Annotated in this window: 29 protein-coding genes and 5 pseudogenes; 18 read left to right on the top strand and 16 right to left on the bottom strand. The window is 68.3% G+C overall.

Annotated features, from left to right (window positions below; genetic code table 11):
• Nucleotides 1-41: 41 nt before the first annotated feature.
• Nucleotides 42-578 (bottom strand): DUF2716 domain-containing protein, encoded by a 537-nt coding sequence (locus tag ABH931_RS36880; RefSeq protein ID WP_370123681.1) that lies wholly within the window; start codon nt 576-578, stop codon nt 42-44.
• Between the two features lie 252 nt (nt 579-830).
• Here ABH931_RS36880 and ABH931_RS36885 point away from each other — a divergent pair, with 252 nt between their 5' ends.
• Nucleotides 831-1,277: an SMI1/KNR4 family protein gene (locus tag ABH931_RS36885; protein WP_370123683.1), complete on the top strand. Its 447-nt coding sequence runs from the start codon at nt 831-833 to the stop codon at nt 1,275-1,277.
• On the opposite strand, the gene ABH931_RS36890 is transcribed toward ABH931_RS36885, so the two are convergent.
• The 7 genes and pseudogenes from ABH931_RS36890 to ABH931_RS36920 all read right to left on the bottom strand — a co-directional run.
• A complete protein-coding gene (locus ABH931_RS36890; protein WP_370123686.1) occupies nt 1,274-1,804 on the bottom strand; it encodes a transposase in 531 nt (176 codons plus the stop codon). The two genes, ABH931_RS36885 and ABH931_RS36890, sit on opposite strands and share 4 nt — an antisense overlap.
• Nucleotides 1,801-2,340: a winged helix-turn-helix domain-containing protein gene (locus ABH931_RS36895; RefSeq protein WP_370123689.1), complete on the bottom strand. Its 540-nt coding sequence runs from the start codon at nt 2,338-2,340 to the stop codon at nt 1,801-1,803. Before ABH931_RS36895 ends, ABH931_RS36890 begins: the two co-directional genes overlap by 4 nt.
• A 327-nt stretch (nt 2,341-2,667) precedes the next feature.
• Complete coding sequence (locus ABH931_RS36900; protein WP_370123692.1) at nt 2,668-3,552, bottom strand: hypothetical protein; 885 nt, start codon at nt 3,550-3,552, stop codon at nt 2,668-2,670.
• Complete coding sequence (locus ABH931_RS36905) at nt 3,549-3,776, bottom strand: hypothetical protein (protein WP_370123694.1); 228 nt, start codon at nt 3,774-3,776, stop codon at nt 3,549-3,551. Before ABH931_RS36905 ends, ABH931_RS36900 begins: the two co-directional genes overlap by 4 nt.
• A 57-nt stretch (nt 3,777-3,833) precedes the next feature.
• Nucleotides 3,834-4,622: a hypothetical protein gene (locus ABH931_RS36910; protein ID WP_370123696.1), complete on the bottom strand. Its 789-nt coding sequence runs from the start codon at nt 4,620-4,622 to the stop codon at nt 3,834-3,836.
• A 27-nt stretch (nt 4,623-4,649) separates the two neighbouring features.
• Nucleotides 4,650-5,750 carry a hypothetical protein gene (locus ABH931_RS36915; RefSeq protein WP_370123698.1) on the bottom strand — a complete coding sequence of 367 codons (1,101 nt, stop codon included), beginning with the start codon at nt 5,748-5,750 and terminating at the stop codon, nt 4,650-4,652.
• Between the two features lie 169 nt (nt 5,751-5,919).
• Nucleotides 5,920-6,426: pseudogene (locus tag ABH931_RS36920) on the bottom strand (SOS response-associated peptidase); the annotation flags it as partial.
• Between the two features lie 145 nt (nt 6,427-6,571).
• Between ABH931_RS36920 and ABH931_RS36925 the strand changes: the two are divergent.
• A complete protein-coding gene (locus tag ABH931_RS36925; RefSeq protein WP_370123700.1) occupies nt 6,572-6,904 on the top strand; it encodes a hypothetical protein in 333 nt (110 codons plus the stop codon).
• Nucleotides 6,905-6,911: 7 nt separating this feature from the next.
• On the opposite strand, the gene ABH931_RS36930 is transcribed toward ABH931_RS36925, so the two are convergent.
• Nucleotides 6,912-7,199, bottom strand: a complete 288-nt coding sequence (locus ABH931_RS36930) for a hypothetical protein (RefSeq protein ID WP_370123757.1) — start codon at nt 7,197-7,199, stop codon at nt 6,912-6,914.
• Nucleotides 7,200-7,261: 62 nt separating this feature from the next.
• Nucleotides 7,262-7,384 (bottom strand): annotated as a pseudogene (locus ABH931_RS36935) (Ku protein); the annotation flags it as partial.
• A 425-nt stretch (nt 7,385-7,809) separates the two neighbouring features.
• On the opposite strand from ABH931_RS36935, the gene ABH931_RS36940 reads away from it, so the two are divergent.
• The gene (locus ABH931_RS36940) at nt 7,810-8,382 is read left to right on the top strand and encodes a hypothetical protein (RefSeq protein WP_370123703.1); all 573 of its coding nucleotides are present in this window, start codon (nt 7,810-7,812) and stop codon (nt 8,380-8,382) included.
• On the opposite strand, the gene ABH931_RS36945 is transcribed toward ABH931_RS36940, so the two are convergent.
• Nucleotides 8,369-8,671 (bottom strand): hypothetical protein, encoded by a 303-nt coding sequence (locus tag ABH931_RS36945; RefSeq protein WP_370123706.1) that lies wholly within the window; start codon nt 8,669-8,671, stop codon nt 8,369-8,371. The genes ABH931_RS36940 and ABH931_RS36945 overlap by 14 nt on opposite strands.
• A gap of 380 nt (nt 8,672-9,051) precedes the next feature.
• On the opposite strand from ABH931_RS36945, the gene ABH931_RS36950 reads away from it, so the two are divergent.
• A complete protein-coding gene (locus ABH931_RS36950; protein ID WP_370123709.1) occupies nt 9,052-9,429 on the top strand; it encodes a hypothetical protein in 378 nt (125 codons plus the stop codon).
• Nucleotides 9,430-9,565: 136 nt separating this feature from the next.
• Here ABH931_RS36950 and ABH931_RS36955 read toward each other — a convergent pair whose 3' ends face one another.
• Nucleotides 9,566-9,892, bottom strand: coding sequence for a hypothetical protein (locus ABH931_RS36955; RefSeq protein ID WP_370123712.1), 327 nt, complete (start codon nt 9,890-9,892; stop codon nt 9,566-9,568).
• 225 nt (nt 9,893-10,117) lie between these two features.
• Here ABH931_RS36955 and ABH931_RS36960 point away from each other — a divergent pair, with 225 nt between their 5' ends.
• Nucleotides 10,118-10,597 carry a DUF6193 family natural product biosynthesis protein gene (locus tag ABH931_RS36960; protein WP_370123714.1) on the top strand — a complete coding sequence of 160 codons (480 nt, stop codon included), beginning with the start codon at nt 10,118-10,120 and terminating at the stop codon, nt 10,595-10,597.
• 56 nt (nt 10,598-10,653) lie between these two features.
• On the opposite strand, the pseudogene ABH931_RS36965 reads toward ABH931_RS36960, so the two are convergent.
• Nucleotides 10,654-10,908 (bottom strand): annotated as a pseudogene (locus ABH931_RS36965) (ATP-binding protein); the annotation flags it as partial.
• Between the two features lie 43 nt (nt 10,909-10,951).
• On the bottom strand, nt 10,952-11,494 hold the full coding sequence (locus ABH931_RS36970; RefSeq protein ID WP_370123717.1) for a phosphoribosyltransferase family protein: 543 nt from the start codon (nt 11,492-11,494) through the stop codon (nt 10,952-10,954).
• A 282-nt stretch (nt 11,495-11,776) separates the two neighbouring features.
• On the opposite strand from ABH931_RS36970, the gene ABH931_RS36975 reads away from it, so the two are divergent.
• Nucleotides 11,777-12,307: an SMI1/KNR4 family protein gene (locus ABH931_RS36975; RefSeq protein ID WP_370123720.1), complete on the top strand. Its 531-nt coding sequence runs from the start codon at nt 11,777-11,779 to the stop codon at nt 12,305-12,307.
• A 62-nt stretch (nt 12,308-12,369) separates the two neighbouring features.
• On the opposite strand, the gene ABH931_RS36980 is transcribed toward ABH931_RS36975, so the two are convergent.
• Together ABH931_RS36980 and ABH931_RS36985 are read right to left on the bottom strand one after the other, a co-directional pair.
• Nucleotides 12,370-12,948, bottom strand: coding sequence for a hypothetical protein (locus ABH931_RS36980; protein WP_370123760.1), 579 nt, complete (start codon nt 12,946-12,948; stop codon nt 12,370-12,372).
• Nucleotides 12,949-12,966: 18 nt separating this feature from the next.
• On the bottom strand, nt 12,967-13,125 hold the full coding sequence (locus ABH931_RS36985) for a hypothetical protein (protein ID WP_370123755.1): 159 nt from the start codon (nt 13,123-13,125) through the stop codon (nt 12,967-12,969).
• Nucleotides 13,126-13,690: 565 nt separating this feature from the next.
• Here ABH931_RS36985 and dnaB point away from each other — a divergent pair.
• The 12 genes and pseudogenes from dnaB (at nt 13,691) to ABH931_RS37045 (ending at nt 22,986) form a co-directional block, all read left to right on the top strand.
• On the top strand, nt 13,691-15,037 hold the full coding sequence (gene dnaB, locus ABH931_RS36990; protein WP_370123723.1) for a replicative DNA helicase: 1,347 nt from the start codon (nt 13,691-13,693) through the stop codon (nt 15,035-15,037).
• 15 nt (nt 15,038-15,052) lie between these two features.
• Nucleotides 15,053-15,670, top strand: coding sequence for a DciA family protein (locus tag ABH931_RS36995; protein ID WP_370123726.1), 618 nt, complete (start codon nt 15,053-15,055; stop codon nt 15,668-15,670).
• Nucleotides 15,667-16,347, top strand: a complete 681-nt coding sequence (locus tag ABH931_RS37000; protein WP_370123728.1) for a hypothetical protein — start codon at nt 15,667-15,669, stop codon at nt 16,345-16,347. The genes ABH931_RS36995 and ABH931_RS37000 overlap by 4 nt, the downstream gene beginning before the upstream one ends.
• Nucleotides 16,344-16,880, top strand: a complete 537-nt coding sequence (locus tag ABH931_RS37005) for a hypothetical protein (RefSeq protein WP_370123731.1) — start codon at nt 16,344-16,346, stop codon at nt 16,878-16,880. Before ABH931_RS37000 ends, ABH931_RS37005 begins: the two co-directional genes overlap by 4 nt.
• A complete protein-coding gene (locus ABH931_RS37010; protein WP_370123734.1) occupies nt 16,861-17,337 on the top strand; it encodes a hypothetical protein in 477 nt (158 codons plus the stop codon). Before ABH931_RS37005 ends, ABH931_RS37010 begins: the two co-directional genes overlap by 20 nt.
• 110 nt (nt 17,338-17,447) lie before the next feature.
• Nucleotides 17,448-17,815: pseudogene (locus tag ABH931_RS37015) on the top strand (saccharopine dehydrogenase); the annotation flags it as partial.
• A gap of 115 nt (nt 17,816-17,930) precedes the next feature.
• Nucleotides 17,931-18,914 (top strand): hypothetical protein, encoded by a 984-nt coding sequence (locus ABH931_RS37020; protein WP_370123737.1) that lies wholly within the window; start codon nt 17,931-17,933, stop codon nt 18,912-18,914.
• 365 nt (nt 18,915-19,279) lie between these two features.
• On the top strand, nt 19,280-19,567 hold the full coding sequence (locus ABH931_RS37025) for a hypothetical protein (RefSeq protein ID WP_370123740.1): 288 nt from the start codon (nt 19,280-19,282) through the stop codon (nt 19,565-19,567).
• 28 nt (nt 19,568-19,595) lie between these two features.
• Nucleotides 19,596-20,765 (top strand): hypothetical protein, encoded by a 1,170-nt coding sequence (locus ABH931_RS37030; RefSeq protein WP_370123743.1) that lies wholly within the window; start codon nt 19,596-19,598, stop codon nt 20,763-20,765.
• Between the two features lie 174 nt (nt 20,766-20,939).
• Nucleotides 20,940-22,168, top strand: a pseudogene (locus ABH931_RS37035) (IS701 family transposase).
• A gap of 75 nt (nt 22,169-22,243) precedes the next feature.
• Nucleotides 22,244-22,660, top strand: coding sequence for a transposase (locus tag ABH931_RS37040; protein ID WP_370123746.1), 417 nt, complete (start codon nt 22,244-22,246; stop codon nt 22,658-22,660).
• 50 nt (nt 22,661-22,710) lie between these two features.
• The gene (locus tag ABH931_RS37045; RefSeq protein WP_370123749.1) at nt 22,711-22,986 is read left to right on the top strand and encodes a hypothetical protein; all 276 of its coding nucleotides are present in this window, start codon (nt 22,711-22,713) and stop codon (nt 22,984-22,986) included.
• Nucleotides 22,987-23,033: the final 47 nt, after the last annotated feature.

Genomic DNA, 23,033 nt, shown 5'->3' on the forward strand with positions numbered 1-23,033 from the left:
AAGCTGCTGCGATGTGACAAGTACCAGAGCGTGACGGCCGGTCAGCCGACCGGCATCCCGTCCCGGCGGAGGACGACCTGCAGCAACTGCTGCAGGTCGTCCTGCACAGCATCGAGCAGTTCGCCACCGAACACGCAGAGCGAGTGTTCCCAGGGGTGGCCGAAGGTGCCGAAACGCAGGTCCTCCGCCAGGAAGATGAAGTAGTCCCCGTCCGGATACGGGCTGAGCGGCCAGCCCTCACGCGAGCGCCCTTCAAGAACTCGGGGCAGGAACATGTCGGTCGTCGGCAGATCCGGACGCAGCCGATAGCACGTGTGCTGCCAGTCCAAGATCCACAACGACTCCCCAGAGGCGCTACAGCGAGCGAGTCCTTCCTGCACCACGTCGACCAGACGGTCGAGCTTCCGGTCGCCAGGGTCATCGCTCAGCGCGTCGAGGCTCCACGTGATCGACGGCGAAGTCTCGATGATCCCCGGGAAGGCATAGATGTTGGGGCGGAAGTCGAACTTGGCATCGAAGCGGTCCAAGATGCCGTCGTATTCGGCCCTGGTCAGACGCCTGAGGGGTTCATCGATCACCCGATGAATCTACTGAGCCTGAAGGCGTGATGTCGGGCGGGCGCCGAAGGTGTGTCAGGGCGATGCTGCCACCCGCCTGTGTGGGCATGGGGTTCTACTGGCAGGGTTGCCTTCGTGGATGACCCCATTGGCACCCAGGCCCCGTCATACCGGTTGAAGGACCCTGCAGAGGCCCTGGCAGCGTTCCAGAATGCGTCGCCGGGGCTGGCTGCGCTGAGGCGCCCCACGCCGGCTGTAGTTGACTGGTCGGTCATGGAGGGGGGCCTGGGCACGGCCCTGCCCCCGGACTTCATGCTCCTCGCCGAGCACTTCCCCGTTTTGACCATTGGGGACTCCCTGGCCGTCACCTCCCCGCTGCCGGGACGCGAGCAGGCGTGGGTGCGGGCGACGCTCGACGAGCTTGAGATCATCGGAGACTGGTGCGAGGACGCTCACGGAGATCCCCCAGTGCGACCCTTCCCAGCGCCTGGCGGTCTTCTCCCCTGGGGTGCGACGGACTGGGGGGACTACTTCCTGTGGTCCACGAACGGGACTCCCGCCCAGTGGACTGTCACGGTCGCCACCCGAGGCGGCAGCTGGTGGCACTACGACGGTGGCATCGTCCAGTTCCTGACGGGGTTCGTGGACGGTAGCGTCGAACAGTGGGGCCTGCACGCGATCGCGACCGAGATCACGGGAGAGGACCCGTTCTGCGATTAGGCAGCCGGGGCGAGGCCGGTTCCGGTGAGGCATCCGTCGATAAGGTCGGGCCGGTACTGGACCTCACGCAAGCCCCGCTTCAGGGCACGCATCAGGTGAGCGGGGTCGGTGAACGCTCTGTTGGCCTGACATCGGCGGCGGAGCAACGACCAGATCCCCTCGACTGGGTTGAGCTGGGGTGCGTAGGGCGGGAGCCAGTGGACGGTGATCCAGTCCTGGGCGTCGATGAACTCGCGCAGGCGGCGATCGCGGTGGACGTTGAGGTTGTCCCAGACCAGCACAATCGGTTCGCCGAGTTGGCGGTGGGCGACGGTGAGCAGGTCGCGGTAGTCGGTCCAGGCGAAGCTGCGGCGTCCTCCGGTCTTGTGGTCCGGGTGGACGAGTGGCCGGTAGATGAGTCGGGAACGTTCGCCTGTCTTGTAGCAGGTCAGGGCCGCGATGGAGATGCGGCGCTGGGAGCGGCCGCGGACGCGGATGATCGGGGTATGGCCGCGGCGGGACCAGGTGCGGGCGGTGGGCGGCGTCATCGAGAAGCCGGCCTCGTCCTCGAAGACGAGGTAGGCGTCGAGCGCCGCCGCGGTGCTTCCACGGAGAGCCAGGTCTCCTTCACCCAGCCGGCCACGGCTGCTTCGTCCCGCTCGACCGCGCGCCGGGCCGGGACCTGATGGCTCCACCCATGACGGCGCAGCATTTGCGAGACGCCCGAGAGCGTGAACGACTTGTGGAAGCGCCGCCCGATCAGTGTTTTGATCCGGGCCAGGGTCCAGGTCTGGTCCGGCCAGCCGTGCGCAACCGCACCTTTGTCCAGCTCGACCTCCAGCACCGCGAACAACGCGTCGCTCAGCTTCGGCATGGAGACCGGCCCCGCCGACCGCAGCCCCTCGGGTCCGGCATCCTGCCAGGCCCGGTGCCACCGTTGAACCGAGCGCACACTCACCCGTAAGTCCCTGGCGACCTCCCCGTTGGAGGCCCCTGCGGCGAACCGCTCGGCGGCCTCCATCCGGATCCGCTCGCGGAACACCTGACGTTCAGGCGTCAGCCCACCACCCTGCGGATACCTCATACAACCGGCATACCGCGACGATTACCCTCCGTCAGCCCCCGACGACATCACGCCTCGAAGGTCAGTAACCCCAGAACAACGAGTCCCACGGTCCAATTTGCTGCCACCCGGTTGGGCATACAGCCACGGGTGACGCGACCCACCAGCGACATGACGAGTTTGACGCCGACACCATGTTCACCACGGCCCCTGCGACCTGAAGGCCGCAGGGGCCTCATAACACCGCTTCGTCGACGCCGGGGACATCGCCCTCGTCCTCACCTACAATGTCGCGCAACACCCAGGACAAAGCGGAACGTCGGCGAGCAACCCCAAGGCCTCCGGGTTTCAGCAGTCGTAGCGATGAGCTGTGGGCCAGCCAGGGCAGCTGCGGCAGACGAAGATGTAGACGCCGCCCATGTCACCCATATCCATGCCGTGGCTGTTGTCCTCCGGCGCGGTGCCGTGGTCCCATCCGGATCCGGGACCGGTTCGCTCCTCGACCGGAAGCCAGCGCCCGCAGGACTCGCTGGCCGAGACGGTCACAAGGTGCTCCATGCGCTCTCCGCAGGCACAGTCGGGCCACTGCGGGGACTGGGTCCAGCCCGGATAACCGCCGACCTTGCTCTGGGAGGTGCTGAACGCGTCGAAGTAGGAGATGCCCAGCGTCTGCTCCATCTCCTCGCTCCACCGCCCGACACGCTCGGACAGCTCTTGCGGCATGTCCCAGTTCGGGTACTCGACCGTCTCAGCCGGGTGGACCGAACACGCGCGGGGCAGAAAGTCCTCGTCAAACTCGTACGGCTGCGGTGCATCGTCCAGCAGGGGCTCTGCGGCAGTCTCTACCGAGGAGCGCCACCTGATCATGGGAACTGGGCACCACTGGTCACCCTCGTCGTGCACCAGGGGACACCAGAGCACCTGTAGCACGTCTCTGCCGACGGGGAAGATCAGAGCCGGAACGTCCCGGGCGAACAGTTGCAGTACCGGCACCGCGGCCACCGGGGCCGGCCCCACCACTGCGGAACCGTATGCCATCGCGCAGTGGCCGGAGGCGGAGCACATCGGCCATGGCTCGTTCGCAGGCCACAGCAACGGGCCTCCAAGTGAACTCTCCTGGCGGCTCGGCGCCCCGGCACGCGGGTAGAGCAGGGTGGTGGACCGCGCGTGAGGGAGCAGATCCGGGAAGTGCTCGGCAAGGTCGAGCGGGGGCGGTGGGACGGTGAACCTCATGAGGCCTCCAGACCGGACACTCCGGCAAGGTCGAGCGGGCGGTGCATCGCCTCGACCGGCAGGGCGGGATTGCGGGCTGCTGACATGGCGCGCCGCGGGTCGCCGAGATGACGGACAAGATCGTAGTGCGGCAGTCGCGGGTCGCTCACGGCCCAGCCGCCGACGTACAGGTCGTCGGCTAGGCGCAGGACGAGGCCCCAGGCGAGACTTCGCTCGGCCGGCACCACTCAAGATCAGAACTGCCCGCAGAGCAGGCCGGGCTCGCGTCGCGCAGCCGTGGCCTATCCGTCCTTGCGGCGCTTCCACCCTCGAAGCAGCGAATCCTTTCGCCGCTCGACGTCCGCCGCGCCAGCTGCCTCACGCTGCTCGGCCACAGCCTTTCGGGCCTGACGCGCCAGCTTGGGGTCCATGCCCGGGCAGATCAGTAGGACTCGCGAGAGCGGATCATGAAGCTGCGTCGGCCTCCGACCGACGGCCTTGGCGGCGTGCAGGTACCGCTGCCCGATGGCCTTGGCGATCTCCGCGCGCTGCGCCGGGAAGCGCCAAGCGCTGACGCACAGGGCGAACGCCGCCGCCTCGACGGTCCAGTCTTCCGGCCCGAAAAGCAGGCGAAGCAGGAGCGTGCGCCGGGCGGACTGGGGCCATGGCTCGTCGGGTCGGTGGTGCAGGATCCCGACGCACACCCAGGTCTGGGCGAACCGCTGCCAGTACAGAGGGTGTTTGCGCCCGATCGCCACCCAGGACGACTCAAGCGGCGGTGGCATGTGGGCGAGCAGCCCGAGGAAATCGGCGGAATCCAGTGCTCCGAAGCCGGCCGCCTGATCGTAGGCGACCAGCGGATCGGCCCAGATCCCCTTGGCGATGTCGTGGACGAGCTCGAGGGCTTGCGGTGAGGGCGGCGGCACCGTCGCGGCGGCCTCGGTGCCGTGGTAGCTCCACAGCGGCGGCCCGAAGTCCGTCTTCACGGGGGCGCGCGGGTCTGGCTCTATCACCGGCCCCACCTCGATCGAGGCTTGCGGGAAGCGGGCACGGTGAAGGCTCATCGCGGTCGGCGCCTCAAGGGAGGTCATGAACGTCCGAACGTTGTCGACCCGGCCCTAGCCCGACTCCTCAATCCGCGTCAGTTCCCCGTAGCTTGCGCAGATCGCCTCGGTCGGCGGTGGAACGGTCATGAGCCAAGGCGCTCCGTTGCATGCCCGCGAAAGGCACTGGCGGATATACGACGCTTGAGGGTGCGCCGCGGACAGATCGGCGAGTTCTATCAGGGGTGAGACGTCCGCGACGAGATCGACCGGGTTGCTGCCCGCACGGAACCGGGCCGCCAGGAGCGCGGCTTGCGCCTTCGGCGAGGAAGCGTTGCGCGCCGCCGCGCGCTCGGCCCAGCGCAGCGACAGGGCGAAGTCACCTTGGTCGAACGTGATGTCCGCAAGGTCGAGCAGGAGATCGGCGTTGGCAGGGTTCAACTGGCTGGCCCGGGTCCAGGCCTGGATCGTCAGTTCGGGCTGTCCGCTGTCGCGGTAGGCGTAGCCGAGCATGATCAGCGTGTGCTGCGACACCCCGCCGCTGGACCGCTTCTCGCGTTCCTCGGCTTTCTGGCACCACTCGATCGCGTCCTGGTGCGCACCGAGCCGCCGGGCCAGGGCAGAGGCGGCGCACAGGGCGTCGGGCCGGAGACCGGGACGCGACGCGGCGGTGCGGGCCAGCGCCAACCACGGCGTCAGGACCCGCGCAGTCTCCGGCGGCGCGGGATTACCAATCGCCTGCCAGATCGCCGTCACGGCACGGCCGATGGAGATCTCGGGGAGCGAGAGCGCCAGGTCCGGGCTGAACCACGGGGCCGCGGCCCAGGGCTTGGCTGGGGCGGCGGCAACCAGGCTGCCGAGCAGCTCCACCGCCTTGGACACCTCACCCTCCCCGGCGAGCAGCGCAATGATCGCGGCAGCGTTCCCAGGAGCGACGGAGGTGCCGTCGCCTTTGAAGAGCTCCCGCGCCGCCGCGGGCGATCCCGCAGCGTCGGCGAGTTCGCCGAGGCAGGCGTACGCGGACTCGAGGGAGGGATCGTGTGCGAGAGCTCGGCCCAGGTGGGCTGCGGCGTGGGCGACGTTTCCGGCTGCCAGGTTGGCACGGCACCGCTGGGCTTCAAGCTCGGCGTGATCGCGATCCGATGCGCCGATGACCCCGCCTATGTTCGCCGCCACTACCCCTCCAGTCATGGGTGCGGATCACAGCATCCGCGAGCGGGAAGCTTACTGATCAACTGCCTCGCAGACAGACCGGCGTCGACAGCGGCCGACGCGTGACGTCGGCCCGGGCGTCCGGATTGAGGGCGGAGGCGACCTCTCAGCAACACGCTGACTTGACAGGGAAGATGATCGTGCAGGTGGCCCACCAGGCAAGCGGGTCGTCCTCATCGCGGGTCTTGTCGCGCCACCACTCGTACAACCCGGCCATCGCCATCGGCGCGCCGTCCTCGGGAGTGATGAACCAAGGCTGCTGCTTGTAGGACTTGCGGTCCTGCGTGGCCGCAACGGCCGTCCACTCGTAGAAGCCGTCCGCGGGAAGCAGGCAGCGACGCTTGGCGAAGGCGCGCCGGTACGCGGGCTTGTCGTGCACGGTTTCCACCCGCGCGTTGATCATCCGAGATCCGACCGATGGATCCTTTGCCCAGGACGGGACCAGGCCCCAGCGCAGTGGCCGCAGCTCGCGGCCGAGCTCGCCGGTCTCCCGATCGGCCCGCTCCAGCACCGCCCACACGTCGTTGGTCGGGGCGACGTTCCACGACGGTGCCAGGGCCTCGGTCGGGTTCCACCGGGTGACCTCGAAGAGCTCGACCAGGTCCTCGGGCTTCCGGGTTGATGCGTAGCGGCCGCACATGCCCGCCAGCTTGCCACGCCGCGGGCACCGAGGCCCTCAGACGGCCGCGCGCAACGATCCTGCTGCGCGCCCCGACCGGGGCGGCGGGCGTGTCGGCGGCCCCGGTCAGCGGCTCCTGTCAGTGTTCGCACCTACGATCCATGCCGTGGCCGATGCACTCCCCCTCCCCCAAGAGCTGATCAGTCTCCAGCGTGACCTGTACGCGGCGCGGCAAGCCGCCGAGGACTACGGCAACAAGGTCGCCGCCGAGCGCCGGGCGATGTTCCCGGGCGAGGACCAGTGGCGCGAGCGGGCGGTGTGGCCCGAGGACGGCCCGGAACGGGCGGAACTCGCCCGCCTGCGCGCCGAGCGCGACGGCCTCGCAGTGCAGATCCGGCAGCACCCGGTCATGGAACAGGCCCGTGCCGAGGGATTCGCAAAGGAGACCGACTACGCGCTGCAGAAGGCCGGCCGCGAGGCGGTCGACGGCGCGCAGTAGCCCCTTGCTACGAGGCGCGCTTCGGCGCGCTGCGCTTCGCCGTCTTCTTGGCCGTGGTCTTCTTCGCCGGCGCGGCGGCGGCCTCGCGCTGTGCTTGGGTCTCCGCGATCGACGCCTTCAGGGCCGCCATGATGTCCACGAGCGGGGCCCCGGCCACGGCGGGCTCGGCGGCGGACTTGACCTGGTCGCCGCCGGCCTTCGCCGAGAGCAGCTCCTGCATCGCGACGACGTAGGCGTCCCGCTCCTCGTCCAGGTCGTCGCCCTCGCCCTTGGCCTCGGCGAGCTGCAGCACCATCTTGATCTCGTTCTTGTGGACCGCCTCGCCGCTGCTGGCCGCTTGATGCCCTCGGTGGGGCGCAGCTCGTCGGGCCAGCGGATGGTCTGCAGGAGCAGCACGTCGTCCAGGATCCGCAGCACCGCGAGCGACTCGCGTTCCCGCATCGTCACCTTGGTCACGGCCACGAGCCCGGAGTCGCGCATCACCGTCCCGCAGGAGCAGGTAGGGCTTGGCGGGGGCCTTGTCGCCGAGCCCGACGTAGTACGGCGAGTCGCAACGCAGCGAGTCGATCTGGCTGGCCGGTACGAACGCGAAGACGCACTCCGCTTCGACGGTGGGCGCCGCCAATGACAAGATCAGCCCGCCTCTCGCGGGGCCTGCTTCACCGACGCCCCCGGTCGCCACGGCACACGGTCCCCGACGCCCGCGACCCCTATCGATTGAGGCGCGCATCTCCAGAATCGCGCCCATTGCGACATGGACAGGTCAATTCCGGACCATGGCCGCAGAAATCGCGCCAGGCCCTACCCGGGCCATAGTTCGGTCGTGCACGACCTCGTAGCGTGAGGCTCTGTCGACACGGACGGTGCACGGGGCACCTTCGTTACCGACAGCCAAGGAGTGCAATATGCGCATCCGTAGCCTCACAACCGCACTGGGCGCCGCAGCCCTCGCGACCACCCTCGCCGCCGGAACGGCCAGCGCCTCGGCGGCCACCGCACCCACAACACCCACCCTGCACGCGCAGGTCGGGACGATCATCACTCAATCGGGGAAGGCACACCTCAACCCCGCGCTCAACCCGCTCCTGAGCCCCGCCAGCGCGCAGGTGACCCCCATGAACCCGACGGATGCCGTGGGGGCATGGTGCAACGTCAACCTTGAGGCACCCTTCCAGGTCACCTCGGGCGGGGCGGTCTACGGGCAGTCCAAGTACACCGGGTGCTCGACCCCCGGGCCCCAGGCTTGCCGCTTGGTAGTCGACCTTATGCGCGGCAACCCGCTCACGGGCGGCGCCAACGTCGGACACGGCGACTCGGGCTGGAAGTCGTGCAGCGGCTACGTGAACGCACCCATGAACTGCGCGTTCTCCGTCGTCAAGCAGCCGTTCTACACGATCGTGTCCCTTGAGGTTGAATACCTCGGACGCTACGGCACCAATGTCGGGCAGAGTTCCGTGGCGAATCTCAACTGTCACTAACCGGCGGCGCCGAAGGGTCCTCGCCAGTACCCGTGCCGTCGCCCACCACACAAGCCCGAAGAACTGGCGCGCCTGGTGCGGGCTCCATGAAAGGCCCGTTGAGGTAGTTCGCGAGCGCCCGGGCGTCGCCCTCGGACAGATGGAGGATGACGCCCGCGCCATCGACGGCGGCCTCGGCCTGTGCTGTGATGTCTCGCATCGACAAGGCGTCGGTGAGCACGTCCACCGCAGGTGGGGGCGCGTGGCGCTCCAGGATCTCGATGACTTCGTCGTCCAGGTGCGCGGCCACGGGGGCAGCTTGGGCCTGATTCCGGGCGAAGACCGCTCGAAGCTTACCGGGGCGACCATGGTCAGTCATGTACTCACCATAGCCCGCAGCCTTCGTGGCAACATCAAGTCTTCGACTTCGACCGGTAGGGCGCTGCGAGCAGTGTCAGGACCGCCAGGACCGGCTCGTCATGGCCGCCGTCGCCTGTGGCGGGGTCGGTCTTGTTGTCGCACGGGAACTCCATGCCGCTGACGCGGAAACGGCCATGCGGCCAGCCCAGGACCAGGTCGAGGAGTTACCGCTTCGCTGCCACCTCCGCCGGGACACGCGCCGGATCGTGACAAGCCATGTGCTCTACGGCTGCGCGGGACGCTATCTGAGCAATTGTCAAGGCTTCCAACTTGGAAGACACCGCAGCGAGTTCGACCTCCAGCACCTCCACCCGCACCCGGGCAGCCGCCTCGCGTGCCTCCAACAAGCTGGCCCGGGAGGGACTGGGGCGCCTGCGGATCGCGCGGGAGACGGTCGCCGAGGTGCTCGCGGAGATGACGCTGCAGATGCCCGCAGTGACGGTCGATGCCGCAGGGCAGCCTGTGGGTGAGCGGGTGGCGTCGGCATATGCGGGGGCAAAGCTGCAGGTCATCGGGGTGCTGAGCGTGCCGAACTGGCAGCCCGGGATGGGGCCGGACGTGCTCCCGGCGGCCTACCGGGACATCGTGGAGGTGGTGGCGGATGCGCCGGGACCGGTCCGCGCCAAGCAGATCGTGCCCACACCCTGACCGAGCCCGCCTCCGATGCCGCGATCGATACCGCCTGCCGCGTTCCCAGGTTGCCGACCATGCGGGCCCAGTTCGCCGACATCGTCAACCGAGCCGAACGCGAGCACCTGTCCTACCGCGAGTGGATGATCCCTGATCACGGCCACTCGCGCAGCTTCGGCATCGGCAGGCGCCAATCGCCCACCCGTACCTGAAGAACCCGGCGGGCCAAAGCTCTTGTCTCGGCCCATCCAGGGTCGGACGCCACTGCCTCATCGCTCCAGCGGTCCGCCTGGTCTTGGCCGCTCATACCGTCGAAGATCTCGTCGATCGTCTTGAGATCTGACAAGACTTCCCGATCGAGTTCAGCTTCGCCAGCGCCGGCCACGCCTCGGTAAGCGTGCTCGAAGTCCAGCGCGATCTCGTCCGTCAGCATCCGGTATCGGTCCACCCAAGCCAGCTGTTCCGATGCATCGGCGGCCACGACCGTGAGCGACGCAACGAGCAGGGAGCGACGAGAACCAGGAGCAGGGCCATCCACCCGAGGATCATCGCACAGGCGGGCCTCGGGAGATCGAATACCCGAGGGGGCCACTCCTGGCCGGAAGCCGGGGCCAGCTCAGCTTGGACCCGGCTGACGGGACGACTGCTGTCCGTGATTTTCGCTATCTGATCGCCGATGCCAGGCTCGGGCCGCGACACTGTGTCCGTGGAAGCGAACAACGACACCTCTGATCAGCACCCGCTCCTGCCACCGAGACCGGTCCTCCCGGACATGGTTGCAGCACGAAGCCGCGGGCCAGCCGATACTGTCGACGCCCGTTGGAGGGCCCTTCAACTCAAAGCGCAGTGGGAATGGGCGGTTCACGAGATTCGTTCACCCGGACGCCCGTATCCGCGCCTTGTCACCCTGTTGGAAGTCGCTGCCGCTCAACCACGACTCCGTCGGCTGTATCCGTTCACCAGCCACTTCGCGCTGGTCTTCAGCAGTTCCACCACCTATGCCTGGAGGGCTGTGCAGGCCGGATCGATCGAGCCCTTGCACAACGGACGATTCAAAGTTCGCAGGCATCGCCCCTTCGTGATCTGCGAGGTCGATACCCCCGAGGAGGCCGTGAATGCGGTGCTTGAGCTTCTGCCCGCCGGCTCCGATCCCATCATCACCGCGTCTCCAGACAGGCATGCGTGACGACACCTGCCCGTGATCAAAGCGGCGCCGCGTGCGGAATCGCAGTCGCAGGCCTGCTATCGGCCGGCCTGCTGCTTGGCCCGGGTCTGGGCGAGGTGGTAGGACTCGGTGCCGGACTCGATGATGGTGCCGTTGAAGGTCAGGCGGTCGACGATGGCCGCGCAGCGCCGCGGGTCGGTGAAGGTCTTGGTCCAGCCGAAGGGCTTGTTCGAGGCGACGATCACGGACGCGCGTTCGTATCTGTTCGAGATCAGCTGGAAGAACAGGTTCGCCGCCTCGGCCTCGAAGGGGATATACCCCACCTCGTCCAGCTATGCCGATATCGGCATAGCTCGATCTATGCCGAGACAGTGACTATGCCGACGGTGCGTAGGGTGGCAGCTCGCGTGCGGGGAGAAGCGCGCTGACGGTTCCGAGGTGGTGTTTGGTCTTTTCACCGAGTTGATCAACGATCACGCTGCAGCCGGCCCAACTCGCCCTGCATTCCTCGATCATGGCCTTGACGGCGAGAGCCTGGCTCCCGGTCTCGATCCAGTCGTCGACCAGTAGGACTCGGTCGCCTGGACCCAGGGAAGGCCGCTGGAGCCTCAGGGTGTGGCGAAGGCTCCGGTAATCCGGGTCTGTCCGGCGTGTGACTTTGGCGCCTGGGAAGAGGCCGTCGCCCTTCCTCACCGGGACGAATCCGACGCCGAGCTCAACGGCCGCGGCGGCGCCGAGAAGGAACCCTCGGGACTCGATCCCGCAGATCGCAGTGATCTGCTCGTCACGAAACGGCTCGACGAGGCCGCGGACCACTGCAGCCAATGCCTCGGGGTCGCGGAAGATCGCCCAGACATCCGCGTGGCCGTTGATCCATTGGAAGTGGTCGAGCACGAGACCACGGGCGGTTGTGACCATGAACGGGAGTGTTCAGGTCGCCGTCGTGGAGGGCAAGGGATTTGTCGGCCCGAGGCGTCTCGTCATAGTCACAGGCGGTCGAGGAACGCGAGGACATTGTCGGTGGGCCGGTATCGGCCCGGCCTGGCGGTGACCGGTGTGGTGAGGGCCAGTGCCTGCTCCTTGATAGTCATGTCGGCGTGGACGCAGGGCTTCGGCGTAGTCGGCTGACGTCCGTTTTGTGATCACGCGAGGGCAGGGGCGGGTGACCCCTGATCGGTCTGCCCTGCGAGAATCTAAGCCGTGACAGACGACGAGCTGTTGGCGGCGGTCAGGTCCCGAGGATCGACGGGACGCTGGACCGACCTCCCGGGCGGCGGACAGCCGCCGGCGCCAGCTACCCGGGCAGCGGTCCATGCGGCTGAACAGGCATTGGGCTACGAGATGCCGGCGTTGCTGCGACGCCTCTATACCGAGATCGCCGACGGCGGGGTGGGCCCCCGAGCGGGCATGGACGGGGTATCTGAAGACAACTGGTCCACGGTCAGCAACTACCTCGCCTATCACGAGGCGGAGCTGGAGCCCGGCGTGCCGCCGCCTCCGCCGCGCGGGGTGTTCTTCCTTTGTGACTTCGGCTGCGCCACCTGGGTGCTACTCGACTGCCGGGAACCTCAGGGGAGGATGTGGTGGTGGGACCAGGGCGAACGGCACAAGCTGGACCTCACCTTCCGGCAGTGGCTACAGTCCTGGCTTGACGGACATTTCAACACGGACCTGATGTGCGCACTGCGGGTGGACGATGAAGAGTCCTGGGTCTGGCCCGACGAGCCTTGATCGGCGTCACGGCCTGGCGGTTTGATCGCAGGGCTTCAGCGGATGCACTGCCCGTCTTGTGATCACGCGAGGCCGAGGAGCGCGAGTGGCCGTCGAGGGTCGCGCGCGCTGTGGTGGAGCCCGGCGGCGATGTTCGTCACGCCGCTCAATCGCAGGGCGCCGACGGCGAGGTTACGCCAGGTGGCCATCGCTCGCGGCGCGTTGCCGGTCCGCAGCTGGGAGGCGTCCTCGGTGAAGGTGGTGTCGCGGACGTGGTGCAGGGCCTCGATGCTCCAGTGGTCGCGGATCAGTCGGGCGAGGACGGCCAGGGCGGCCCGCTCGGTGGCGAGGCTGGTGACGGCGTAGATCGTCTTGATGGTCGTCCTCCCGGTCTTGCGGTCGGTTCGCCGCCGTTTGAGCTGGATGGCTTGCCGGGCGCCGGGGAACAGGAGGTTGCTCACGGTGCAGGCCTTGATCCGGCGGATCTCGGAGCGTCCATGGCCCTTGTCGCGGGTGCGGCCCTGGAGCGGGATGTCCCTCCAGGGAAGCGACTTGAGCTGGTTGCGCAGGTGCTTCGTAGAGTAGGCCGCGCGGCGCGGTGCCCTGATCGGGTCGTTTCCGCGCGGCCCGTCCCCGAACCGGACGTGCGACGTTAACCGCATCCGGGCTCTCCAGTGGTGCTACTGCGCTTTCGGCTGCTGGTGGATGTCGGCGTGGCAGCGGGAGCAGACGATCAGGGTCTTCCGTCGTCTGGTCCGCATCGTTTCGACCCAGCCGGGTGCGGCCGAGGGACTGTATTGGTTGAGGTCGGTGAGGCGCTTGACGTGGTGGACGGTGATCCCGTCTCGTGCTTGGCGATGTAGGCGGCGACGTGCCGGTCGGTGACGGGGCTGCCGCCGGTGAAGTCCGTGCTGCGGATCGCTCGGACGTCGATCTGCCGCCCGAACCGGAACACCGTGAACTCAGCCGACCTCGCGGTCCCGGCCTCCCCCGCCTCGGAGCGGTAGCGCGGGGCCGAGTTGTGCTCCTCGATCAGGTAGCCGCCCTCGCGCGGAACACCCCCGCGAGCGCGGGGATGGCCCCTCAACCGGCTGACCGATGCGGGCGGCTGGAACCTGCTCCTCGCGCCCGCGGGGATGGCCCCATGGCCACATCGCATCGGTAGCTGTCCTGGTTCTGCTTCCCGCGCCCGCGGGGATGGCCCCGACGACATCAACGGCACGGTGGTGGCGTTATCGGCGCAGTCGGTCCCACTCTTCCGGCTTGACGTGGCTCCAGGGCAAAACGGGCACGCCCACTTCCGGCCTGCGCTGGCCCCACCGCTCGGAGGAGTTCTGGAGAGTCAGAGGATGCCCAGCGAGGCGGAGGTACGCTTCCCGGACACGGCCTCATGGGAGCAGGGGGATGTCCAGCATGGGTGAGGGCAGGGACATCCAGAGTTCAGCCGCCGACGGTGATCTGAAGGCGGAGCGGTCTTTGCTCGGCAGGCTGCTGGCCTCGAAGGACGCGCTGGCCGACGTGCTGGGCATCGTGGACGGTGAGGACTTCGCCGAGCGGGGCCACGGTCTGATCTTCGACGTGATCGTGTCGCTGTATGGGGACCTGAAGGCCGTCGACGCCGTCACGGTCGGGGCGGAGCTGGCCCGCCGGAGGCAGGCCAAGGCGGGTGGCAGTCTGGCCGAGTTGACGGCCGCGGCCAAGGGCGCGCCGAAGGCCACGGTGTTGGCGGAGCGGGTTCGCTCCGCCGCCCGGCTGCGTGAACTGCGCGCGGCCGCCCAGCAGGTTGCCGACGCGGTCGATGAGGCCGATGCCGGGTGCGTGGATGACGTGGTGGATCTGGCGCAGTCGCTGTTCTCGCGCACGTCAAAGCGGCTGCACATCGGCGAGCCGGCGGTCCTGCTGGCGGATCTGATGGAAGGAGCCCTGGATGAGCTGGAGTCGATCGGCTCCCGCAGGGGCGCGATGTCCGGGATCCCGACCGGCTTCGCGGACCTGGACACGCTGACCAACGGGTTTCACCCGGGGCAGCTCGTGGTCCTCGCCTCGAGGCCGGCTGTGGGGAAGTCGATGCTGGCCTTGGACTGGATCCGGTTGGCCGCGATCAAGCACAAGTTCCCCACCGTGCTCTTCACTTTGGAGTCCGGCCGCAACGATGTCGCCATGCGCATCCTGGCAGCGGAATCCCGGGTAGCGCTGCACCACATGCGCACCGGCGCCATGACCGATGAGGACTCGAGGCGGCTCGCGCGGCGGATCCAGGTCCTGAACGACAGCCCGCTGTTCGTGCAGGACTCGGGGCATGCGACGTTCACGGACATCCGCGCGCAGTCCCGCCGGCTGGTGGATCAGCACGACGTCCGCCTGATCGTGATCGACCAGCTGCAGATGCTGACCTACGGCACGCGTCCGTTCGCTTCCCGGTACGAAGAGGTGTCGGAGATTTCCCGCTGCCTGAAGCTCCTTGCCAAGGAACTGAACGTTCCGGTGTTGGCGCTGTCCGAGCTGAACCGCAGCCCCGAGAACCGCGCCGACAAGCGCCCGATGCTCAGTGACCTTCGTGATTCCGGAACGTTGGAGGAGAACGCCGACCTGGTGATCCTGTTGCACCGCGACGACCCCTACGAACGGGATTCGCCGCGGGCCGGCGAGGCCGACCTGATCGTGGCCAAGCACCGGGAGGGGCCGACAGCGACCATCACCGTCGCGTTCCAGCCGCACTATGCCCGGTTCACCGACATGGCTCCGAGCTGAGGAAAGGCGACGCGGATGCACGACCACGCTGAACTGTCCGGCGTCGACCTGGCCAAGGTGACGCTGCGCTCGTTCAAGGAGCACGCTGGTCGGGCGCGCCACACGGTCGAGCGGCCGACCGTTCAAGCCCCGCGGCGACGTGGACGACCAGGGCCACCGATCGACCTAGCTGTGGCCCTGTCCGACGGGTTCGACCTGTTGCAGGCCAAGGGCGGCAGCCCCGCGCAGCTGGCCCGCACCGCCTGGGAACAGGCGGTAGGGCAAGACATCGCCCGCCACGTGAAGGTAATCCGCTTCGACGCCGGGAGCGGCACGCTGACCGTGGAGGCGTCCAGCGGGGCGTGGGCGACGTCCGTGCGCCTCAACGCCGTCACGGTCTTGCGGGATCTCGCCGCCCACACCCCGCCGAGCAGGATTCGCCAGCTGCAGGTGGTCGCCCGGAAACAGGCCCAGCATCTGGCCCGCGGGCACCGGCTGGCGTTGGAAGCCGCGCTGAGCACAGCCCAGTCCGCGCTCGACGCGGCAATGACCGACCCGGAGCCCGATCACAACCAGGAACGCGCCGTCGCGTACGCCCGCGCGATGAGGCGGGCCCGGGCCGAGCTCGCCGAACGCCAGCAGGAGGAGTCGTGACGGTGCCGTTCCAAAGCCCCGGACAGTTGCCGGCCGTGTGGGTGCTACAGGCGATGCCCGGCCCGCTGACAGAAGCGCTGAGGCAGCACGGCGGCGTGCCGAACAACGTATTCCGCCTGGTTGACCAGCAGCTGCAGTACCGCACCGCCGTGGAACTGCGCGAGCGGATCGAGCGCCGCTGGTACAAGCTGTTCTCCAACCTCACCGGACCCGAGCTCGTCCAGCGCGGCGACCAGATCGCCTGGGACCTGCTGGCTCCAAACGACTGCTCGTCCCCGGCCTGCGAGGACGGGTGGCTGCGCGACGACTCCGGCTCCTGCCCGCAGTGCCGCAAGACCTCCAGCGTGTTTCACATGACCGGTGAGGACCACCGCGACGCCCCACGCGCCAACCCCAGCTACGCCGCGCAGATCGTCGAGGCAAACCACGACGATCTGCGCCGCAAGTACGGTACGCCGCGAGGCGGTCAAAGCAGGCACGTCGTGAAGCATTTCGTCGAGTACACCCCCGAGCCGTACACGATGCGGGAACCTGAACCCGATCTCCCGACCGAGGAGCAGATCGAGCGGGCCCGCCGCACCGAGCGTGCCCACGAGGTCCAGCGCCTGGCCGAGGAGCGGGCCAAGGCCGAGAAGGCCGCCCGGGCCAAGCAGAACCGACGAGAGGGAAGGTCATGACGCGGGTGGGGTGGGAGCAGGTCCGCGCGGTACTGCTGGCCGACGGCTGGCACGCCGCCCAGCGCGACACCTTCCGCGTCGGCCCCATCCATCTCACCCCGCCAGAGGGCAAAGGCGAACCCGTGGCCTGGCCGGACGCCTTCGCCTTCGACGGCACCGACGGCGAGAAGTACGCCGGCCCTCTCACCTCCGTCCTCGCAATCGACTACGCCACCGTCGAGCCCACCTGCTGCGCGCACGACGAACTCGCGCAGCGTCTCCACGGCGAGCTCGTCACCGTCGAGGACTGCGTCACGGTCCGCTTCTCGCACGCCGACCGGGACTTCGACGTGTGGCTCGACGCAACAGGCCACTGGTGCTTCGTCGAGTCCGGCCAGCGCGAGACCGCGAAGTCGGTGATGACCTCGCTGCCCGAGGCAGATGTCGACGGACTCATGAGCCTGATGATGGGCGAACTCAAGGCCGTCTGGGGGCGCGGCCGCCCGCCGGATCCCCGCGACGGTCGCGACCACGATGCGTCCCCCCTCTCCTGAACCCTCGGGCGCGACCGCCGGTGGCGACGGCTTCACCGTTCGCACCGGACATCAGCCCCAAGACACCTCAGGTGCCCACCGCGCCCATCAGGTGGCCCAGGCCTGGGAGTCGCTGCTGCAGATCCGGCGCCTGGTCCAGCCCGACCACGCTGACTTGCCCGCGCCGTGGGAACGCGCGCAGTCGGTTCGGGCGGTGGCGCTCGCGCTCGAGGCGGCCGGAGTCCCAATCCGCGCGGTCGACGGCGACCAGGTCGTCGAAGCCGGCGCCGTGGTGGAGGGAGCGGATCGTGGCGGCGTCCGGGTGAGCTGGGGCTACCAGCGCGGCCACCGTCCGGTCGACGCTGGCGAGGCAGACCTGCGCGCGGCGGCCGATGCGTTGGGGCAGGCCGGATGGGACGCCCTGCTTTACCGTTCCGGGCCTCGCCGGTTCCTGCTGGTCGAACCCGGCAGGACCTGATTCCGCTTCGCAATCCGCCATCAGGGCCGTCAAGGAGCTCTGGCAGTTGTCGCGATCACAGCAATAGGGGGCATGTTGAGCGCGCCTGCGCAGCCATGGTTCCCGGGCCCATCGGCGATGTCGTCACTGTGCCCAGCCACGTAGCCGTGCCCGAGGTCGTCACCTACATGACCGTCGAGGCCGCCAGGGACCTGGCCGCCGAGGACACCCCGTCACCCGAGGCGGGTCGACGCCCTGGGGCGGTCGGACCAGACGTTCGTCGTCGACGTCCTGGTCCGCGCGGGCGGCGTCGAGCGCCGCGCCACCGCCCGTGGCCAGGACATCTACCCGGTGACCGCACCGCTGGTGGTGGAGGCGGTCCAGCGCGTGCTCGCCGGGCGGACGCGCACCACGGGCGTGGTCTCGGCCGGCGATCTTCAACGCGGCGGACTTCCTCCGGGCGCTGGCCCCGTACCGGACGGTCGGACTCCCGCACTGACGGCCGGGCCGTGTGGCGATTCTGTGACAACTCCCGGACAGCGCAGGAACGTTGCCCTGCCAGCATCGGATCCAGGCGACTCTGCCACCGCTCGTCCGCTCCTGGGGGAACCGTCATGCACGCTGGCCACCACAGAACCAGCACCGCCCTCGCCCTCGCCGCCGCCGGCACCGCCCTGCTGCTGACCGGCTGCGGCGCCAAGTCCCCCGCCCGCTTGGCGGGCGGCCCCGCCTCGCCCTCCGGGTCCCCCTCCGCGTCCGCGAAGGCTGCGCCGGTCTCGGTCGTGAACGGCACCGGGGGCAACGGACTGACCATCAGCGATGGCACAAACCACGTGCTCATGAACGGGACCTCGGTCGACTTCGGCACCGCCGTCCGTGACCTGGCCTGGAGCCCCAGCGGAAGCAAGGCCGTCTTCGTCGACGGCTCGGGCAACCTCGACGTCAGCAACCCGGACGGCAGCGACCGCGTCACCATCGCGGTGAACCCCGGTGGCCAGGCCTGGTCCCACCCCACCTGGGTGGTCACCCCGATCCGGCCGATCGGCTACTACAACCCCGCCGGACAGAACATCTTCTTCGCCGACTCCATCGACGGCGTCTCCCGGGTGGCGTTCGTCTCCGCGACCGGAGTCGACGGCAAGCCGACGCTCGACACCCCGACCGACGGCAAATTCGGCTCCAGCGGCGGCCCGTATCTGCCGCCGACCGGCAACGCCTGGCCCAGCGGCCGCGGCCGGTCCACCGCGTTCGCCAACGCCGGCACGGGCGAGGTCTACATCCGCGACAGTCTGCTGCGGACCGTCACCACCGCGCTTGGCCAGGGGTCCGAGCCGGCCATGTCACCCAGCGGCGACGAGGTCGTCTTCGTGCGCTCGGTCGCCGGCGTGGACCACGTCTTCGAACAGTCCGTCCGGCCGAACAGCACAGCCACGGACCTCAGCTTCGGCTTCCCCCAGGACGCCACCGAGCCGACATGGTCCCCCGACGGCCGCACCGTCGCCTTCCGCACCCCCGCCGGCATCGACACCGTCGCCATCGGCGGCGGCGCGCCGGTACAGGTGTCCACCGTCACCGGCCTCCCCGCCTACCGCGGCTAGTACTCCAGCAGGACTTCGGTGTTTTACCTGCTCAGAGGCTCGCGTGGTGAGTGTAGTGGGCGGGTTGCGGGTCAGGGGCGGTCTTGATGGGACCGCCCCTCGAAGGTGTGCACTCGACTTTCGACGTTCTGGCGGGGCCAGGCTGCCAGGTCGTCGCAGGCCGAGCCCAGGCTTGGTGGACGGCGCGGATATCACCGTCCGCGGGTCTTGCCAGCAGTGATGGGCACAGCTCCCGGCTGTCCGTACTACTCCTGCCCGCCGGGGTACGCGCATCGCGTCCACGACCACTCGCTTCAAACCGATGTGTGCCATGCGTGATACTCAGACTTCGTTTCCGGGTAACCGCCAACCCCAGGAGCCGACCGATGACCTCGTCCGACATTCCGCACCTCGTCGACCTTCTCGCCGATTGCCGCCGCCGCGCCGAGCCCCTCGACTCCCACATCGCCGCCGTCCTGTCTTTCGCCGGCGAACAGGCAGCGGGCACCGAGGAGCGAGTCTCCCGGGGCGGCGGCTGCAATAGCCTTATCACCTACATCTGCGACGCGCTGACTCGTGCGCGCCAGGGCGGCCTTCCCCAGGACCTGCTCGCCGATATCGCCCGCGCGCACGAGCTGGCCACCGCTCTCGCCCGCCGACTGGGAGTGTTGTAACGCACTGTCAGATCGCTAGCATCGGGGGATGCAACCCTCCACCGATCGCGCCGCGTTGCTGCTCTGCGAGGCCGAAAACCTGACCCGACGGACCTCTAGCGACCAGGTCAAGAAATTCTTGATCGTCACGGAGATCGCCGAGGTGATCGCCCTCTACGATCCCGCTGAGGCCTTGCGGCTCGCCGCAACCATCACCTACCCGGTATTGAAGGATACTGCGATAGCTAAGATGGCCGAGGTGGTTGCCGCCTACAATCTCGCCTTGGCCGAGAACCTGACCAACCTCCTGACCGAGCCGGGCAAGCGGCCCATCGCGCTGAGCGCGATCGCCGTCGTGGTGGCGCCTCGGAATATCGCCGAGTTCGAGCGGTTGTCCGCCGAAGCCGAGCAGGCCGCCGCCGCCATCGAAAGCGCCCTGTCGCGAACCGTCGCCCTGACGGGCATCGCCAAGGTGATCGCCGACCGCGACCGCGCCGGCGCGCGTCGGATCCTCGCCGAAGCCGTGGCTGTGGCCCAAACGATGGAGTCCTACAAGCGGACCGACTCGCTAAACAAGATCGTCGAGGCGATGGCTCAGTTCGATCCAGCCGATGCGGAACAGCTGGCTGCCACGATCGGGGCACCGGACTATGTGCTCGCGTCGATCGGCATAGCGTGGGCGGCGTCCATTCCCGAGCCAGTTGAGCTTTTGGCTAGACGCATCACCTCCCCCGCCGCCGCCGCGAAGGTGCGGGGGAAGATCGCCGCCTACATGAAAGGCCGGGGCTATGTCCACGCCGACCTGGCTTTCGCCCAGGCCGTCGCCCTGGCCCGCAAGGAAACTCGCGCCGATTTGCAGGCCGCCGCCTTGGACGAAATCGCCGTGATGATGGCCGAACACGATCCGGTCGGTGCGCTTGAGCTGGCCGGAACCATCAAGCACGCCAACGAGACCACTCCGGTGAAGGCCCGGATCGCGATGGTGGTGGCGAGGACCGACCCGGCCGAGGCGGAACGGCTGGCCAACGACATCGGCCACAGCTATTGGAAGGCCTATGCGCTGGCGCAGGTCGCCACGGTGATCGCACGGCAGGATCCGGTCGAGGCTGAACGGGTGGCTCGCACTATCCTCGCCGGCGAGGGGCGCAACGAACATGCCCATCTGTGGCAGGCCTCCGCGTTCGCCGGGATCGCTAAGACCCTGATCGAGCGGCGCTGACGTCCGTCCAAGTCTCCCTCGGCCTAGTACTGCAACGACACTCCGTGACTTGATGCGTCTCCGCTCGTTGTGTGTTGCGTGCTGGAAGACATAGCTGATGGTTGGTCAGATCTGTTCGGAGACTTCGTGTCCCGGTTCGCTGGCCGGTTCGGGCGCGTGGAACCCCGGCGGCGCATGGTGTCCTACCTGCGGGGACTTCTGAGCGAGTCGGAGCGGAAGAACGGCTGGACGCTGGCCGAGGCCGTCGGCGACAGCGGTCCTCAGGGGATGCAGCGCCTGTTGAACCACTACCTGTGGGACGCCGACGCGGTGCGTGACGACGTCCGCGACGTCGTCGTGGAGCATCTCGGGGATCCCGACCGCGGCGTCCTCATTCTCGACGAGACCGGATTCCTCAAGAAGGGAGTGAAGTCGGCGGGCGTGGCCAGACAGTACTCCGGAACAGCAGGGCGGATCGAGAACTCCCAGGTGGCGGTCTTTCTGGCCTACGGATCAGAACGGGGGCGGGCCCTGATCGACCGCGAGTTGTACTTGCCGAAGGACTGGACTTCCGACCGCGAGCGTTGCCGGGCGGCCGGCATCGACGACGATGTCGAGTTCGCCACCAAGCCGGACCTGGGCCTGCGGATGCTGAAACGCGCCGTCGCGGCCGGAGTCCCGTTCGGCTGGGTGACCGCGGACGAACTCTACGGTCAGGTCGGGCGTATCCGGCTGTGGCTGGAGGAGCACGACATTCCCCAGGTACTCGCCGTCCCGAAATCCCAGATGGTCATGACCATGGAATTCTTCGGACAGGCCCGCGCGCATGAACTGGTCAGCGGGCTCCCCGACGAGGCCTGGACGCGCCTGAGCTGCGGTGACGGTGCCCACGGCCCACGCGAGTACGACTGGACCGCCGCCCCGATCCGCCCATGGCGGCGCGAAGGCTGGGACCACTGGCTGCTGGCGCGTCGCAGCCCCGCCGACCCCACCGACATCGCTTACTACATCTGCTTCGGCCCGGCGGGAACCACGCTCGAGGAACTCGCCCGGATCGCAGGATCGCGGTGGATGGTCGAGGAATGCTTCCAGACCGCGAAAAACGAGACCGGGCTCGACCACTACCAGGTCCGCGACTACACCGCCTGGTATCGGCACATCACCTTGTCCATGGCCGCACTCGCCTTCCTCGCTGTCCTTCGAGGAGAGGCAAAAAAGGGGCTGCCGACACCCGGCCGGCACACCTCCTGGCGCCCGTCAGCATGAATGAGGCACGGCGCCTGTTCAACCGTGTCGCCGCTCCATTACGCCACGCTGTCTCGCATGTTCTCGCCTGGTCCCTATGGCGCAGGAAATCCCAAGCCCGAGCCCGCACCAGCCATTTCAAGCGACGAGGACATCACGGAGTGTCGTTGCAGTACTAGGGACTGTTCTGAATTCGGATCATGAGTTCGCGGGTTCGGGTGCTCCGGTTGTGCTGCGGCTGGTAGAAGAAGTCCATGACCCGTGGAGATCTGACGGTCGGTGAGTGGGAACTGGTTGAGCCATTCCTGCCGATGGCGGCGACAGGGCCGATCCCGGACCTGCGGCGGCAGTTCGACGCGATCATGTGGCGGTTCCGGGTGGGCAGTCCCTGGCGGGACGTGCCCGAGCGGTACGGCAACTGGTCCACGATCTACGGCCAGTTCCAGTCCTGGGCACGCAGGGGCGTGTTCCAGGCCCTGATGGACGGGATGATCGCCGAGGCCGCCGCGCGCGGCCAGGTCGACTTGTCGCTGGTCAGCGTGGACTCCACCGTCGCCCGAGCGCACCACCACGCGGCCGGGATGGTCGTGGACGCGGAGTTGTTGGAGGAGTTGGAGAAGGCCGTCGCGGAGGAAAAGGGGATGCTCCGAAGGGACAAACCGGGCCGGTAGCCGACCTGGGCGATGCTGCGGACGAGGCCGAGCGAGAGGGCAAGCGTCGCGTGCGTCGCCGCCGTCGGGCGCGGCTCAAGGCGGCCGCGCTGGGACGTTCGCGGGGCGGGCTGACCACGAAGACCCATCTCGCGGCCGAGCGGCGCTGTCGCCCGCTGTCCTTCGTGGTCACGCCGGGGCAGAGCGCGGACAATCCGCAGTTCGTCGCCGTCGTGGACAAGATCAAGGTTCGCGGCCCGGCGGGCCGACCCCGTACCCGCCCGGACGCGGTCGCCGCGGACAAGACATCCCACGCGGATAAGCGTCAAGCCACTGCGGCAGGTTGATCTTCCGATAGCGGAGTTGCGAAGGCCTTCGTCTCGTCGTAGGGCTG

This window comes from Streptacidiphilus sp. MAP12-33, from assembly GCF_041261265.1.
Classification (GTDB): domain Bacteria; phylum Actinomycetota; class Actinomycetes; order Streptomycetales; family Streptomycetaceae; genus Streptacidiphilus.

Bases quoted from the DNA above. Each gene is read 5' to 3' on its own strand.
- ABH931_RS36885 (WP_370123683.1), top strand. From the start codon at position 831: ATGGAGGGGGGCCTGGGCACGGCCCTGCCCCCGGACTTCATGCTCCTC.
- ABH931_RS36890 (WP_370123686.1), bottom strand. From the start codon at position 1,804: ATGACGCCGCCCACCGCCCGCACCTGGTCCCGCCGCGGCCATACCCCG.
- ABH931_RS36895 (WP_370123689.1), bottom strand. From the start codon at position 2,340: ATGAGGTATCCGCAGGGTGGTGGGCTGACGCCTGAACGTCAGGTGTTC.
- ABH931_RS36900 (WP_370123692.1), bottom strand. From the start codon at position 3,552: ATGAGGTTCACCGTCCCACCGCCCCCGCTCGACCTTGCCGAGCACTTC.
- ABH931_RS36910 (WP_370123696.1), bottom strand. From the start codon at position 4,622: ATGACCTCCCTTGAGGCGCCGACCGCGATGAGCCTTCACCGTGCCCGC.
- ABH931_RS36930 (WP_370123757.1), bottom strand. From the start codon at position 7,199: ATGGTGCTGCAGCTCGCCGAGGCCAAGGGCGAGGGCGACGACCTGGAC.
- ABH931_RS36940 (WP_370123703.1), top strand. From the start codon at position 7,810: ATGCGCATCCGTAGCCTCACAACCGCACTGGGCGCCGCAGCCCTCGCG.
- ABH931_RS36970 (WP_370123717.1), bottom strand. From the start codon at position 11,494: ATGGTCACAACCGCCCGTGGTCTCGTGCTCGACCACTTCCAATGGATC.
- ABH931_RS36980 (WP_370123760.1), bottom strand. From the start codon at position 12,948: ATGCGGTTAACGTCGCACGTCCGGTTCGGGGACGGGCCGCGCGGAAAC.
- dnaB (WP_370123723.1), top strand. From the start codon at position 13,691: ATGTCCAGCATGGGTGAGGGCAGGGACATCCAGAGTTCAGCCGCCGAC.
- ABH931_RS36995 (WP_370123726.1), top strand. From the start codon at position 15,053: ATGCACGACCACGCTGAACTGTCCGGCGTCGACCTGGCCAAGGTGACG.
- ABH931_RS37005 (WP_370123731.1), top strand. From the start codon at position 16,344: ATGACGCGGGTGGGGTGGGAGCAGGTCCGCGCGGTACTGCTGGCCGAC.
- ABH931_RS37010 (WP_370123734.1), top strand. From the start codon at position 16,861: ATGCGTCCCCCCTCTCCTGAACCCTCGGGCGCGACCGCCGGTGGCGAC.
- ABH931_RS37020 (WP_370123737.1), top strand. From the start codon at position 17,931: ATGCACGCTGGCCACCACAGAACCAGCACCGCCCTCGCCCTCGCCGCC.
- ABH931_RS37025 (WP_370123740.1), top strand. From the start codon at position 19,280: ATGACCTCGTCCGACATTCCGCACCTCGTCGACCTTCTCGCCGATTGC.
- ABH931_RS37030 (WP_370123743.1), top strand. From the start codon at position 19,596: ATGCAACCCTCCACCGATCGCGCCGCGTTGCTGCTCTGCGAGGCCGAA.
- ABH931_RS37040 (WP_370123746.1), top strand. From the start codon at position 22,244: ATGACCCGTGGAGATCTGACGGTCGGTGAGTGGGAACTGGTTGAGCCA.